Origin of the sequence: Gordonia mangrovi (assembly GCF_024734075.1) — a bacterium.
GTDB lineage: Bacteria > Actinomycetota > Actinomycetes > Mycobacteriales > Mycobacteriaceae > Gordonia > Gordonia mangrovi.
Genome location: NZ_CP102850.1, coordinates 74,944 through 88,771 on the forward strand (window position 1 = coordinate 74,944; position 13,828 = coordinate 88,771).

Annotated in this window: 12 protein-coding genes; 5 read left to right on the forward strand and 7 right to left on the reverse strand. The window is 68.2% G+C overall.

What is annotated here, in order from left to right:
• The first annotated feature begins 86 nt into the window (after positions 1 to 86).
• Positions 87 to 1,610: a bifunctional phosphatase PAP2/diacylglycerol kinase family protein gene (locus NWF22_RS00340; protein ID WP_258321276.1), complete on the forward strand. Its 1,524-nt coding sequence runs from the start codon at positions 87 to 89 to the stop codon at positions 1,608 to 1,610.
• 71 nt (positions 1,611 to 1,681) lie between these two features.
• On the opposite strand, the gene NWF22_RS00345 is transcribed toward NWF22_RS00340, so the two are convergent.
• Both NWF22_RS00345 and ctaC read right to left on the reverse strand, forming a co-directional pair.
• On the reverse strand, positions 1,682 to 2,098 hold the full coding sequence (locus tag NWF22_RS00345; RefSeq protein ID WP_160901124.1) for a cytochrome c oxidase subunit 4: 417 nt from the start codon (positions 2,096 to 2,098) through the stop codon (positions 1,682 to 1,684).
• Positions 2,095 to 3,165 carry an aa3-type cytochrome oxidase subunit II gene (gene ctaC / locus NWF22_RS00350; RefSeq protein ID WP_258321403.1) on the reverse strand — a complete coding sequence of 357 codons (1,071 nt, stop codon included), beginning with the start codon at positions 3,163 to 3,165 and terminating at the stop codon, positions 2,095 to 2,097. The genes NWF22_RS00345 and ctaC overlap by 4 nt, the downstream gene beginning before the upstream one ends.
• A 363-nt stretch (positions 3,166 to 3,528) precedes the next feature.
• On the opposite strand from ctaC, the gene asnB reads away from it, so the two are divergent.
• On the forward strand, positions 3,529 to 5,454 hold the full coding sequence (asnB, locus tag NWF22_RS00355) for an asparagine synthase (glutamine-hydrolyzing) (RefSeq protein WP_160901122.1): 1,926 nt from the start codon (positions 3,529 to 3,531) through the stop codon (positions 5,452 to 5,454).
• A gap of 150 nt (positions 5,455 to 5,604) precedes the next feature.
• Here asnB and NWF22_RS00360 read toward each other — a convergent pair whose 3' ends face one another.
• The 4 genes from NWF22_RS00360 to NWF22_RS00375 form a co-directional block, all read right to left on the reverse strand.
• The gene (locus NWF22_RS00360) at positions 5,605 to 6,594 is read right to left on the reverse strand and encodes a carbohydrate kinase family protein (protein WP_202398203.1); all 990 of its coding nucleotides are present in this window, start codon (positions 6,592 to 6,594) and stop codon (positions 5,605 to 5,607) included.
• Between the two features lie 106 nt (positions 6,595 to 6,700).
• The gene (locus NWF22_RS00365) at positions 6,701 to 7,060 is read right to left on the reverse strand and encodes a HesB/IscA family protein (protein WP_160901121.1); all 360 of its coding nucleotides are present in this window, start codon (positions 7,058 to 7,060) and stop codon (positions 6,701 to 6,703) included.
• Between the two features lie 118 nt (positions 7,061 to 7,178).
• Positions 7,179 to 8,150 (reverse strand): EamA family transporter RarD, encoded by a 972-nt coding sequence (gene rarD, locus NWF22_RS00370; protein ID WP_258321277.1) that lies wholly within the window; start codon positions 8,148 to 8,150, stop codon positions 7,179 to 7,181.
• A 7-nt stretch (positions 8,151 to 8,157) separates the two neighbouring features.
• Positions 8,158 to 9,240, reverse strand: coding sequence for a glycerate kinase family protein (locus NWF22_RS00375; protein WP_160901120.1), 1,083 nt, complete (start codon positions 9,238 to 9,240; stop codon positions 8,158 to 8,160).
• Positions 9,241 to 9,343: 103 nt separating this feature from the next.
• Here NWF22_RS00375 and NWF22_RS00380 point away from each other — a divergent pair, with 103 nt between their 5' ends.
• The 3 genes from NWF22_RS00380 to NWF22_RS00390 are packed head-to-tail and all read left to right on the forward strand — an operon-like array spanning position 9,344 to position 12,643.
• Complete coding sequence (locus NWF22_RS00380) at positions 9,344 to 10,033, forward strand: DUF3043 domain-containing protein (protein WP_160901119.1); 690 nt, start codon at positions 9,344 to 9,346, stop codon at positions 10,031 to 10,033.
• Positions 10,034 to 10,036: 3 nt separating this feature from the next.
• Positions 10,037 to 11,857, forward strand: coding sequence for a nicotinate-nucleotide--dimethylbenzimidazole phosphoribosyltransferase (gene cobT / locus NWF22_RS00385; protein WP_373691969.1), 1,821 nt, complete (start codon positions 10,037 to 10,039; stop codon positions 11,855 to 11,857).
• Positions 11,858 to 11,866: 9 nt separating this feature from the next.
• Positions 11,867 to 12,643: an adenosylcobinamide-GDP ribazoletransferase gene (locus tag NWF22_RS00390; RefSeq protein ID WP_160901118.1), complete on the forward strand. Its 777-nt coding sequence runs from the start codon at positions 11,867 to 11,869 to the stop codon at positions 12,641 to 12,643.
• A 38-nt stretch (positions 12,644 to 12,681) separates the two neighbouring features.
• On the opposite strand, the gene NWF22_RS00395 is transcribed toward NWF22_RS00390, so the two are convergent.
• Entirely contained in the window at positions 12,682 to 13,788 is a 1,107-nt protein-coding gene (locus NWF22_RS00395) for a branched-chain amino acid aminotransferase (RefSeq protein WP_160901117.1), read from the reverse strand.
• Positions 13,789 to 13,828 lie beyond the last annotated feature (40 nt).

Here is a 13,828-nt window from a genome sequence, read left to right on the forward strand (position 1 = left end):
CGCACCCCGCGACAGCGGCCGTCGGGCGTTGCGGTCACCCCTCGTCGGCGCCCCGACACCCGCGTGGACGTGACTAGGATCGAGGAGTGATCAGACCGCGCCGCTCGCCTCGTGCCGTCCTCCGATCGCGTTGGGACTCCACTGGTTTGCGTGAGATCACCCGCGGTCTCGGCACCCTCGACGGCGAGATCTTCGAGACCATCGCCCAGTCCCACTCCCCCGGCCTCGACGCGGTGATGCCGCGGCTGACCCGGACGGCCGATCATTCCAAGCTCTGGTTCGCGATCGCCGGCGCCATGGCACTCAGTGGCCACGCGACGGCGCAGCGCGCAGCGGTCCGAGGCGTCGCCACGGTGGGTGTCACAAGCCTGGTCACCAACCAGATCGCCAAACGCATCCGCAACCGGCCACGGCCCGAGGCCACCTCGGTACCGCTTCAACGGCGTTCCCACCGCACGCCGACCTCCAACTCTCTGCCGTCGGGGCACTCGGCCAGCGCCGCCGCGTTCGCCATGGGAGTGGGTGTCGAACACGCACCGACCGGTCTCGTCCTCGGCGGGCTGGCCGGCCTGGTGGGTTTGTCGCGCATTGCCACCGGTGCGCACTACCCCGGCGACGTGCTGGCCGGCTTCGGGATCGGGGCGACCATCGCGGTGATCGGCAGCCGCCTGATTCCACCCATCACGCCCCACAACATCGCCATCGCCCCACCGTCACGAGTTCCCACCCCATCCTGCCCCCGCGGGGCCGGTGTCGTGGTGGTCGGCAATCCCGCCTCGGGTTCCGGGAACGGGCGGCAGGTGCTCGACAAGGTGCGTTCGCTGCTACCCGACGCCGAGATCGTCGAAGTCGGTCCAGACGAGGACATGTCAGATCTCATGCGTCGGGCCGCGAGCCGCGCCGATGTCCTCGCGGTGTCCGGGGGTGACGGCACCATCGCGTGCGCCGCGCCCCTGGCGCTGGAGGCGGGTGTTCCACTGGCGGTGCTGCCGGGTGGCACCCACAACCACTTCGCCCGTGATCTCGGCATCCGGTCGGTCGCCGACGCCGTCGGCGCCATCACCGACGGCCATCTGACACGTATCGACATCGTCCGACTCAACGACGAGACGGTGGTGTTGAACACCGCGAGCATCGGCGCCTATCCGCATTTCGTCCGGACCCGAACACGTTTGCAGCGCAAGCGCAGTCGACCGTTCGCCACCGCGCTGGCACTCACCGCGACGATGCGCCGCACCCGTCCGGTCCGGATCCGGGTCGACGGCGAGGTGATGGAGACGTCACTGTTCCTGTTGGGCAATTCGTTGTACCTGCCGTCCGGATTCGCGCCGTCGCGACGGTTGCGGCTCGACGACGGGTTACTCGACGTCCGGATTCTCGAGGTCGGCCATCGGTTCGCACTCGCGCGGCTGGTGGGATCGATGCTCACCGGTCGGCTCGAGCGCTCGCCGCTGTACCACGAGCTGCAGGTACCCGAGTTCTCCTTCTCCGCAGTGGACGGCCCGCTCGTGGTCGCCCACGACGGGGAGGTCGGCGAGAGCTACGACGAGGCCACCTTCCGCGTCGAGTATCGCGCCCTGCCCGTCTACACCCCTGTCACGCGACGCTGACGTAGCCCCAGAAACGCCCGACGGCCGTATCCGATCGATGATCGGATACGGCCGTCGAAGGCTCGTGACAGTCAGTGCTTCTCGGGACCCACGTGGTACTCGAACACCAGGCCCGCCGCGGTGCCGATGATGACGACGGCGGCGAAGATCGCAAACCACATGTTGCCCGTCGCGAAGCCGATGCCGAACATCGCCGCGCCGGCGGCGATCAGGATCGGCCACCAGGAGTGCGGGCTGAAGAAGCCCAGTTCACCCGCGCCGTCTTCGACCTCGGCATCTTCGTAGTCCTCCGGGCGGATCTCGACGCGCCGAGCGACGAAACGGAAATACGTGCCGGCGATCAGCGTCAGACCGGCACTGAAGAACATGCCGACCACACCGACCCACTCGACGCCGCGACTCGCGAACGCCGTGCAGATCGTGTAGATGACGCCGGCGAGAAAGAAGAAACCGGTCAACAGCTCGAAGATCCTGGCTTCGATTTTCATCCGTTTGCTCCCACCGTGCAGTTTGGCAAGGACGTGTTGGAGGCGTCACCCAGGTCCGTCGGGGTGTCGCCGCTGGTGGCGCGACGCGTGTCGAACGGCACAGTGGTCACCGACTCCGGAACCTCGCAGATCGCCTCGAGCGCCTGCGCATTGGTCGCGAGCGGATTGTCCTCGCGATACCGGATGTAGGCGTCGAATTTCTCCGGTGAGACCGCGCGCACCTCGAAGTTCATCATCGAGTGGTAGGTGCCGCACATCTCGGCACACCGCCCGACGAATGCGCCCTCACGGTCGACGCTGGAGATCTGGAACACGTTGTCGGTGTGGTTCTGCTCCGGGAACGGCAGCACGTCGCGCTTGAACAGGAACTCCGGCACCCAGAACGAGTGGACGACGTCGGCCGCGGCGATCTCGAACTCGATGCGCTTACCGGTCGGCAGCACCAGCACCGGAATCTCGTTCGACGACCCCACCGTCTCGATCTGATTGAACTGGAGATAGTTCCGGATGTCGTCGTCGCGCCCGCCGGCCGGGCCGGGCAGTTCCTCACCGTGATGGGTGGCCTCGTTACGCGCCTGCAACTCGAACGGATTGCCTTCGCCTTCGAATCCGTCGTAACGCGAGCCGTCGGTGAATTCGACCTCGCGGTAGCCGAACTTCCAGTTCCACTGGAAGGCGGTCACATCGACGACCACCTTCGGGTCGTCGGTCTTGCTCTCGACGTCGTTCTGGACCACGACGGTGAAGTAGAACAGCACCGCGATGATCACGAACGGGATCGCCGTGTAGGTCAGCTCCAGCGGCACGTTGTACGCCGTCTGGCGGGGGAACACATCCTTGTCACCGCGCTTGGCCCGATGGAAGGTAATGGTCCAGAAGATCAGCGCCCACACCAGGATGCCCATGAGGAGCGCGGCGATGACCGACCAGGTCCACAGGTCGCCCATCTTCTCCGCCTCGGGCGTCACGCCTGCGGGCCATCCGAAACGCATCGCCGTCCGGGCATCACATCCCGACAGCAGCAGCGCCCCGATGCCGAGTGCGACGAGTGCACCGACCTGCTTGATCGTCCGCGATGCGGAACGGGCCCCTGTCGCCCGCGGCCGTCCACCGTGTGCCAATTTCACGCCTTCCCGCTCGCTCGGTGCCGGCACACGTGCCGACCGAGTTGCCATGCCACATGACTCGCACAGGGCTTTCTTCGCCCGCGCCGAGTCAAGTCATACCCAGCGCCAAGGCAATTCTTGCACCTAGTACTACGCAGCGTAGACCAAGCCGGCGAACGTTTCGTGATTGGGGTTTACCTGCGCGCCCCGTCGCGGCGCCGCGCCGAACGAGTCCGCGGACCGCACACCTTGCGCACTGCATTCGTCAGGCATACTCGACGCGTCAGAACAGCATGGTGACGTCGACGAAATGGGGCCTGTCTGGTGTGTGGTTTGCTCGGTCTGCTGACCTCGGACGGTTCGGCTTCCGACGCCGTCGGATCGGTGTCGGACGCGTCGCACTGCATGCGTCACCGCGGTCCCGACGAACCCGGAACCTGGCATGACGGCGACCTGGTCTTCGGTTTCAACCGCCTGTCGATCATCGACATCGAACATTCGCATCAACCGCTGCGGTGGGGGCCACCGGAGCAGCCCGACCGCTATGCGCTGGTGTTCAACGGCGAGATCTACAACTACCTCGAGATCCGCGCGGAGCTCCGACGCGATCATGACGCCGAGTTCGCCACCGAGGGCGACGGCGAGGCCATCGTCGCGGCCTTCCACCATTGGGGGCCGGACGCGGTGCGTCGCCTGCGCGGCATGTTCGCGTTCGCCATCTGGGACACCCACGAACGTTCGTTGTTCATCGCACGCGACCCGTTCGGGATCAAACCGCTGTTCATCGCGACCGGCCCCGGCGGAACGGCGTTCGGCAGCGAGAAGAAGAGCCTGCTGGAGCTGATCGGGATACTCGGGCTCGGCGACGATCTCGACCCGCGTGCCATCGAGCACTACACGGTGCTGCAGTACGTGCCCGAGCCGGAAACCCTGCATTCGGGGATCCGTCGGCTGGAGTCCGGCTGTCACGCGGTCATCCGACCCGGCCGTGCGCCGCAGATCCAGCGTTACTTCACGCCCCGGTTCCGCGTTCGACCGTTCACCGACGGACAGGCCCAGGCCCGCTACGACGAGATCGCCGAGGTCCTGTCGGATTCGGTGGCCAAACACATGCGGGCCGACGTCACCGTGGGATCGTTCCTGTCCGGCGGCATCGACTCCACCGCCATCGCCGCGCTGGCGATCCGCCACAACCCGGATCTGGTCACCTTCACCACCGGCTTCGAACGCGAGGGATACTCGGAGGTCGATGTCGCGGTCGAATCGGCCGAGGCGATCGGCGCCAAGCACATCGTGAAGGTCGTCAGCCCGCGCGAGTTCATCGACGCCATCCCGGAGATCGTGTGGTACCTCGACGACCCGGTGGCCGACCCGGCGCTCGTGCCGCTCTATTTCGTCGCGGCCGAGGCGCGCAAGCACGTGAAGGTCGTGCTCTCCGGCGAGGGCGCCGACGAATTGTTCGGTGGGTACACCATCTACAAGGAGCCGCTGTCGCTGGGCGCCTTCGACCGTCTGCCGGCGGCCCTGCGTCGGGCCGCGGGGCGCGTGTCCGAGCGGATTCCGGAGGGCACCCGCGGCAAGAGCCTGTTGCACCGCGGCTCGCTGACGCTGGAGGAACGCTACTACGGCAACGCACGCAGCTTCGACGACGCGCGGCTGCGTGCCGTGCTCCGCGACTACCGGCCGGAGTGGACCCACACCGATGTCACTGCGCCGATCTACGCCATGTCGGAGGGGCTCGACCCGGTGGCCCGGATGCAGCATGTGGACCTGTTCACCTGGCTACGGGGCGACATCCTGGTGAAGGCCGACAAGATGACGATGGCCAATTCCCTGGAACTGCGGGTGCCCTTCCTCGATCCCGAGGTGTTCGGTGTCGCCGAGGCACTCCCCTTCGACGAGAAGATCGCCCACGGCACCACGAAGTACGCGCTGCGTCGGGCGCTCGAGCAGATCGTCCCGGCACATGTGCTGCACCGCAAGAAGTTGGGCTTCCCGGTTCCGATCCGGCACTGGCTGGCCGGCACCGAGATGTTCGACTGGGCGCACGAGGTGATCGAGCACTCACAGACCGACCACATCCTCAACAAGAACGTCGTGGTCGAGATGCTCAACGAACACCGCGCCGGGGTCGTCGACAACAGCCGCCGCCTGTGGACGCTGCTGATGTTCATGGTGTGGCACGGCATCTTCGTCGAGAAGTCGATCGTGCCGGACATCACCGACCACCATTACCCGGTGCGGTTGTAGCGGGTAGAGTCCCTTTTCGCGCCGACAGAACCCACAAAATCGCCGACAGAACCCAGATTTCCGTCGAAAGAATCACTCGCACGCGTGCGGCTGGGTTCTGTCGGCGATTTTGTGGGTTCTGTCGGCTACTGTGCTGGGCGCGTCAGGGAGCTAGAGTGCGGCGGCGATCTCGTCGGCGGCCGGGTCGCCGTAGGCCTCGCCGATGCGTTTGAGCGCGAGTTCGCGATCCCAGGTCCAGTCCTGGGTGGAGACGGTCTCGAGGACCAGCACCGCGACCATCGACCCGAGCTGCGCCGAACGTTCGAAGCCCAGACCCTTGCCGAGGGCGGTGAGGAAGCCGGCCCGGAAGCCGTCGCCGACACCGGTCGGGTCCACCTTCTCGGTCTCCGGCACGACCGCCACGTGCGTGCGGCTGCCGTCCTTGGCCACGATCTCCACCCCGTCCTTGCCGAGAGTGGTGATCCGCACGCCGACCATCTCGGCGACCTCGGCCTCCGACAGGCCCGTCTTCTGCCGCAGCAGACCCCATTCGTACTCGTTGGTGAACAGGTACGTCGCTCCGTCGATCAGCGTGCGGGCCTGGTCACCGTCGAGACGGGCGAGCTGCTGCGACGGATCGGCCGCGAACGGGACACCGAGTCGACGACACTCCTCGGTGTGCCGGATCATCGCATCGGGATCGTCGGCGCCGATCAGCACCAGTTCCGGAGTGCCGGTCCGATCGAAGACCCCGGCCAGCGAGATGTCGCGCGCCTCGCTCATCGCGCCGGGATAGAAGCTCGCGAGCTGGGCCATCGCCTGATCGGTGGTGCACATGAACCGGGCGGTGTGCTGGGTCTCGGAGATCCGCACGGCGGAGCAGTCCACGCCGTGTCCCTCGAGCCACTGCCGGTAGTCATGGAAGTCGGCACCCACCGCGCCGACGAGCTGCGGAGTCCCGCCCAGCACGCCCATCGCGAAGGCGATGTTGCCGCCCACTCCGCCGCGCCGCACGACCAGATCTTCCACCAGGAAACTCAACGAGATGTGCTCGAGGTGGTCGCCGAGCAGCTGATCGGAGAACTTCCCCGGGAAGGTCATCAGATGATCGGTCGCGATGGAGCCACAGACAACGGTTGCCACGTGTGGAAGGCCCTTCATTCCGCAGGAGTTGGACAGCAGTCCACGCTACCCAGACGCGCAGACGACATCGACCGCACCCCCGGGCGCCGGAGATGCGGTCGATGTGAAGTGTGTGTCGGGTCGATCAGTTGAACGAGTCGCCGCAGGCGCAGCTGCCGGTTGCGTTCGGGTTGTCGATGGTGAAGCCCTGCTTCTCGATGGTGTCGACGAAGTCGATGGTCGCGCCACCGACATAGGGCGCGCTCATCCGGTCGACGGCCAGCGTGACGCCGCCGAAATCATCGGTGAGGTCGCCGTCGAGGCTGCGATCGTCGAAGAACAGCTGGTAGCGCAGACCTGCGCAGCCACCCGGCTGAACCGCGATCCGCAAGGACAGGTCGTCACGCCCCTCCTGGTCGAGCAGGCCTTTCGCCTTGGCGGCAGCCGCGTCGGTCAGAAGGACACCGGTCGTGGTGGCGGTTCCGGATTCGTTCTGAACGGTCATCGATGCTCCTGTATGTCTCGGGTGGAGGTCCTGCGCTGTCGGGGTCCTGACCGGGCCGAAGTCGTCTCCGACCCGCCGGTTGGGCCACGTGCTCGGTTCAACGGTACCCCCTCGCAGTCTATTCCTGCCGGATCGGCGGGCCCGGCGCCACGTCGGGCGCACGTCGTCGGCTCGCAGTCACGGCGTCGGTGGTGAAGACGGCCAGGGCCAGCCAGACGATGGCGAACCCGGCCCAACGCTCCGGCGGCATCGGCTCGTCGAGGATCACGACACCGATCAGCAGCTGCGTCGTGGGCGTGATGAACTGGGCGATCCCGAGCACCACGAGCGGCACGCGCCGGGCCCCGGCCGCGAACAACATCAAAGGCGCGGCCGTCACGACGCCGGCCATGGCGAGCAGCGCGGCGTGGCCGGGCCCGGCGGATCCGAACGTCAGACCTGTGGTGAGCGCCACCGCCACCAGTTGCGCGATCGCCAGCGGCGCGAGCCACAAGGACTCCAGGGTGAGACCGCTGGTGACGTCGACGTCGGCGCCGATGGTCTTCTTGACCAAGCCGTAGAAGCCGAAGGAGAACGCCACTCCCAACGCCAACCACGGGAAGACCCCGTAGCCGAGCACGAGGACGAGCGTCGCCAGCACCGCCAGTGCGACCGCCACCCATTGCAGCGGCCGGAGCCGCTCGCGGAGGACCAGGACCCCCAACATCACGGTCACGATCGGATTGATGAAGTAACCGAGGCTCATCTGGATGACGTGGCCGGTGAAGGTGGCGATCACGAAGATCTGCCAGTTCACGTAGATGAGTACGCCCGCCACTGCGGTCGCCACCACGAGCCGTGGCTGCCGCAGGATGCCACGCAACCGCCGCCACCGGCCCGGCAGCGCGATCAGCACCGCGTACAACAGCAGCGACAGCAGAATCCGCCACGCCACCACCTCCCACGGCCCGGTCGGCTCGAGCAAGACGAAATACAGCGGCAGGACACCCCACAGGGCGTAGGCGCCCAGCGCGCACAGGGCACCGGTCAACCGGTCGCCGGGCAGCCGCGGGTGGGGAACGGAGGCGGTGAGGGCCGGATCGCCGCTCACAGCCTCCTCACGCACCGCGTTCGGAGTCCCCGTCGGTCCACTGCGCGGCCACCTGCTGCGCCAGGCGCGCCAGCTGATTGTCGGCGTCGTTCATCGCCACCTCGACCGAACCCGCGATGTCGACGATGGCGAACGCACTGGCGATCCCGGCCGAGGCGATCTCGCCGGGCGTCAGCGCCACCTGACCCGCGAAGACCACCGTCGGGATCCCGGCCGCGGTGGCCGATGCCGTGAGGGCCGCGACCACCTTGCCGCGCAGGGTCTGCGAGTCGAACTTGCCCTCACCGGTGATCACCAGATCGGCGGCGGCGACGTCGTCGGCGCGGCCGGTGGCATCGGCCACCACGGTCGCACCCGAGATCCGCCGCGCCCCGAGCGCCAGCAGGGCCGCACCGAGGCCCCCGGCGGCCCCGGCCCCCTCCTCGCCCGAGATGTCGCGGCCGGCGATGGTCGTCAACGTCGCATTCCACTGGATCATCCGCTGTTCGAGGATCTCGACGGTCGTCGGGTCGGCACCCTTCTGCGGTCCGAACACCGATGCGGCTCCCCACTGCCCGAACAGTGGGTTCTCCACGTCCGATGCTGCCACCAGTGACACGTCGGCAAGTCGCGCAGCGGCTTCGGCCGCACCGCCGAGGGCGTCGACCATTCCGTGTCCGCCGTCGGTGGTGGCCGACCCGCCGAGGCCCACCACGATGGTGCTCGCACCCGCTGCCAACGCCTCGGCCACTAGTTGGCCGACGCCGGTCGTGTCGGCGGCCATCGCGGTGCGGGGCGTGGGCCGCCCGCCCAGCTGATGCAGGCCGCACGCCTGCGCACATTCGATGTAGGCGACCGGTTCGGCCCCTCGATCGTCGAGCAGCCATGATGCCTCGACAGCAGCGCCGAGCGGCCCGGCGACGGTCGCGGTACGCACTGTTCCGAAGCGGGAGGCCAACACATCCACGAAGCCCGGCCCGCCATCGGATTGTGGGGCCGAACGCACGTCGTCGGCCGGTCGGGCCGCCGACCAGCCGCGGGCGACGGCCCGGCATGCCGCCACCGCCGACAGCGTGTCCCCGAACGAGTCCGGTGCGATCAGAACGCGCATGTCGCCTGCCGAAACGGTCGCTCACCGAGCCGTGCTCTCATGCGCACGAAGTATAGGGAGGTCGGCAAACCTCGGCAGCACGGAATCGCCTAGGCTCGATGGTGTGAAGTTGCCATGGAAGTCAGATGACGACGCCGCCACGAGCACCGACGACGCGGCGTCCGAGGCCACCGAAGCCGGTGCATCTCTCATCGAAGAACCCGATTCCAAAGGCAGCGCCTACACCCCGGGCAAGGGTCGGGCGACCCCGTCGCGGCGCCAGGCCGAAGGCCGCCGTCGCGGTCCGGTGGCACCTCCGCCCACCACCCGCTCCGAGGCGCGGGCACGGAAGAAGGCCATGAAATCGACGCTGTCGAAGGACGAGAAACGCAAGCTCGCCAACGATCGTCGCACACAGCGCAACGAGCAGCGCGAGAAGATGATGGCCGGCGACGAGCGCTACCTGATGCCGCGCGACAAGGGTCCGGTGCGGCGTTTCGCGCGCGACATCGTCGACTCGCGCCGCAATTTCGCAGGCCTGTTCATGCCGTTCGCGATCGCCCTGATCGTGGTGATGTTCGTGCCCCAGCTCGCCGTCTACGCCAACATGGTGCTGCTGGTGTTCGTGCTGTTCATGGTCATCGATGCCGTCGTCCTGGGACGGCTGGTGAATCGCCGCGTCCGGGAACGCTATCCCGACACCGATTCCTCGCAGACCGGTTTCCGGCTGGGGTGGTACGCCTTCACCCGCGCCATGCAGCTGCGGATGATGCGTGCACCCAAACCTCAGGTGTCACCGGGCGACGAGGTCTGATCGGTGGTGTCACGGGGGACGCCGGAGGCCGATGTCGACTCGATCTCCGCGACGGAGGGCACGAGCACGCTCGTCCTGGGAGGTGTGCGGTCGGGTAAGTCCGGCCACGGCGAGTCACTCCTGCAGGCACACCGGGAGGTCCGGTATCTCGCCACCGGCCCGACCACGTCGTCGGATGCCGAGTGGGTGGCGCGCGTCGCGGCACATCGGCAACGGCGCGACGAGCGCTATACGACCGTCGAGACCACCGACATCGCCGGGGCGTTGCGATCCGATCCGCACACTCCGACGCTGCTCGACGACCTCGGCACCTGGCTCGCCGCGAAACTCGACGAACTCGGTGGGTGGGATCAGGAGCCGGTGGACCTCTCCAAGTTGCGCACCGAACTCTGTGCGGCGATCTCGTCCTTCGCCGGCGATCTGGTGATCATCAGCCCCGAGGCCGGCCTGTCCCTGGTTCCACCGACCCCCGCCGGGCGGCGCTTCCAGGATGAGCTCGGCACGCTCAACGAGGCCGTCGCCGCTGCGTGCGAGCGGGTGGTGTTGGTGGTCGCCGGACGCGTCGTCGAACTCCCCGCCGCCGCGCCCACCGTCACCACGTCGGGTGTCCCCGTCGTCGTCACCCCGCCGGTCCAACCCGCCACCGTTGATGCGGACCCCGAGTCCGCGCGACCGGATCCCGACACCGCGCCGCACGCTGGGGGGCCGGTCGACCCCACCGACGCCGAGGTCTTCCCGACCGTCGACACACCGGACCTCGGCGTGGCGCGCGCCGCCCGGGATCGCCATCTCACCCTGACGAAACCGGCCGGCTCCCTGGGCCGGATGGAAGACATCGGGGTGTGGTTGGCGTCCTGCCAGGGTGTGTGCCCGCCGCGTCCGGTCAGCGCACCGACGGTGGCGGTCTTCGCCGGCGACCACGGTGTCGCCCGTTCCGGGGTCTCGGCGTTCCCACCCGAGGTGACCGCACAGATGGTCGCCAACATCGCCGCCGGGGGCGCGGCCGTCAACGTCTTGGCGCGACGCTCGGGGGCCACGGTGCACGTCTTCGACATGTCCGTGGACGCCGAGACCGCACCGGAGGTGTCCCGGTTCAAGGTCCGTCGCAGCAGCGGAGACCTCACGAGCACCGATGCGCTCACCCTCGCCGAGGCCCGCATGGCGCTCGCCGCCGGCCGCGCGATTGCCGACGAACTCGTCGATTCCGGCGCCGATCTGCTGATCGGCGGCGAGATGGGCATCGGCAACACCACCCCGGCCAGCGTGCTGATCGGCACATTGTGCAGGCGCGAACCCGTCGAGATCGTCGGACGCGGCACCGGCATCGATGACGCCGGATGGATTCGCAAGACCGCCGCGATCCGCGACGGTATGCGCCGCGCCCGACCTCACGTCCACGACCCGCTGTCCTTGCTGGCCTCGGTCGCCGGCGCCGACCTCACTGCGCTGGCCGGATTCCTCGCCCAGGCGGCCGTACGTCGTACCCCGGTCATCATCGACGGGATGGTCGTCACCGCAGCGGCGATGGTCGCCGCAGAGCTCGCGCCGGGCGCGTCCCGGTGGTGGCTGGCCGGACACCGCTCGGTGGAACCGGCACACGCCATCGCGCTGCATCACCTCGACCTGGAACCGGTGCTGGATCTGTCCATGCGCCTGGGTGAGGGCAGCGGTGCGCTGGCGGCACTGCCGCTCGTGCTGTCGGCGGCCGACATCCTGTCCACGATGGCGACCTTCGACGAGGCGGGTGTCAGCGACCGCGACGGGGACCCGTCCGCCGCACCCGCGGGCGAGCCGTCTCCGACAGCAGTCGCCGTCGCACCCTGACCGGCGACGATGCTGTCCCCGGTCCGGGCTGTCCACATCGCGCTGAGCTGGCTCACCGTGCTCCCGCTACCCCAGCCCACGGTGACGATGGACCGGAAGGTGGGTGCGGCGGTGATGGCGGCGGTGCCGGTCGTCGGCACCGTCCTCGGAGTGCTCGCTGCGGGGTTCGCCGCGGCACTGGCGCTCACCGATCTGCCCGCGATGATGATCGGCCTTCTGGTCGTGGCGGCGTTGGCGCTGGTCACCCGGGGGATGCACATCGACGGTCTGGCCGACACCGCAGACGGTCTCGGCTGTTACGGCCCGCTCGAACGCGTCGCTGAAGTGATGAAGAGCGGATCGTCGGGGCCGTTCGGCGTGGCGGCGGTGGTCGTGGTGCTCGCGGTGCAGGCGGTCGGATTCGGCGCCCTGACCCAACAGCACCGGTTCTACGACCTCGCGTTCGCGATCGCGCTGGGTCGACTGGTCGCGGTGATCGGCGCGCGGCGCGGCCTGCAGGCGGCACGTCCCGAGGGATTCGGTGCGCTGGTCGCCGGGACACAGAAACGCTCGCTCGTCGGCTGGATGGCCGCGGCGGTGGTGGGGGCGGTCGCCGTCGGTTGGCAACCCGATGATCTCGACGTCCCGGCCGCGATCGGCGCGGTGGCCGTGGTCGCGGTGGTGGCTGCGTTCGGGTGGCTCGCCACCGCACACTGCGCCCGCCGGGCCGGCGGCGTCAACGGTGACATTCTCGGCGCCGGAACCGAAGTGGGCGTGGCGATCGCGGTGATCGGCCTGCTCGTCTGAGTCGGGCGATCATCTGCGGCAGTTCGCCGCGGGTCGACTCAGCGGCGGTAGAGCTCGGTCATCCAGCCATGCGTGTCGGCGAATGTGCCGCGCTGGATACCGGTCAGGGTGTCGCGCAACGCCTGGGTGACCTCGCCGGCGGCGCCGTCGCCGATGAGATAGTCCTCGGTGTCGCCCTTCACGCGCCCGACCGGTGTGATGACGGCAGCGGTCCCACAGGCGAACACCTCGGTGATGTCGCCGGAGGCGACGCCCTTGCGCAACTCCTCGGTGCTGATCCGACGCTCGTCGACGGCGAAGCCGGCGTCGGTGGCCAACTGCAGCAACGAATCCCGCGTGATACCGGGCAACAGCGACCCGGTCAGTTCGGGCGTCACCAACCGGGCGTCGGCACCGGAACCGAAGACGAAGAACAGGTTCATGCCGCCCATCTCCTCGATGTAGCGACGTTCCACCGCGTCGAGCCAGACGACCTGATCGCAGCCGTTTCGGGTCGCCTGCGCCTGCGCCAGGAAGGCGGCGGCGTAATTACCGCCGCACTTGGCGAATCCGGTGCCACCGGGCGCCGCCCGAACGTACTCGGTGGACAACCAGACGCTGACCGGTTTGATGCCGCCGGTGAAGTACGAGCCGGCCGGCGAGGCGATGACCGAGTAGATGTACTGCGCCGACGGCGCGTTGACACCGAGACCGGCCTGCGATGCGAACATGAACGGACGCAGATACAGGGCCTCCTCGCCGCCGGCGGCGGGCACCCACTCGTTGTCGGCGTCGAGAAGCACCCGAAGCGAGGCGATGAAGTCGTCGACCGGCAGCGGCGGCATGGCGAGGCGTTCGGCCGAACGCTGCAGCCGTAGCCCGTTGGCCTCGGGCCGGAATGCCGCGATCGATCCGTCGGGCTGCCGATAGGCCTTGAGCCCTTCGAAGACCTCCTGGCCGTAGTGCAACACCATTGCCGAGGGATCCAGCGCGATCGGCCCGTACGGGCGCACCTGTGCGTTGTGCCAGCCGCGGTCCACGTCGTAGTCGATCATCACCATGTTGTCGGTGAAGTACTTGCCGAAACCGGGTGCGGAGAGGATCTCCGCACGACGGTTTTCCGACACCGGGTGGGGATGTTCGGTACGCGTGAACTGCAAGGTCATTGGGTAATCGTACCGCCGGGCGGCAAACCGATTACCGCGA

Bases quoted from the DNA above. Each gene is read 5' to 3' on its own strand.
- NWF22_RS00390 (WP_160901118.1), top strand. From the start codon at position 11,867: ATGCTGTCCCCGGTCCGGGCTGTCCACATCGCGCTGAGCTGGCTCACC.
- NWF22_RS00345 (WP_160901124.1), bottom strand. From the start codon at position 2,098: ATGAAAATCGAAGCCAGGATCTTCGAGCTGTTGACCGGTTTCTTCTTT.
- NWF22_RS00360 (WP_202398203.1), bottom strand. From the start codon at position 6,594: ATGAAGGGCCTTCCACACGTGGCAACCGTTGTCTGTGGCTCCATCGCG.
- NWF22_RS00375 (WP_160901120.1), bottom strand. From the start codon at position 9,240: ATGCGCGTTCTGATCGCACCGGACTCGTTCGGGGACACGCTGTCGGCG.
- NWF22_RS00365 (WP_160901121.1), bottom strand. From the start codon at position 7,060: ATGACCGTTCAGAACGAATCCGGAACCGCCACCACGACCGGTGTCCTT.
- NWF22_RS00395 (WP_160901117.1), bottom strand. From the start codon at position 13,788: ATGACCTTGCAGTTCACGCGTACCGAACATCCCCACCCGGTGTCGGAA.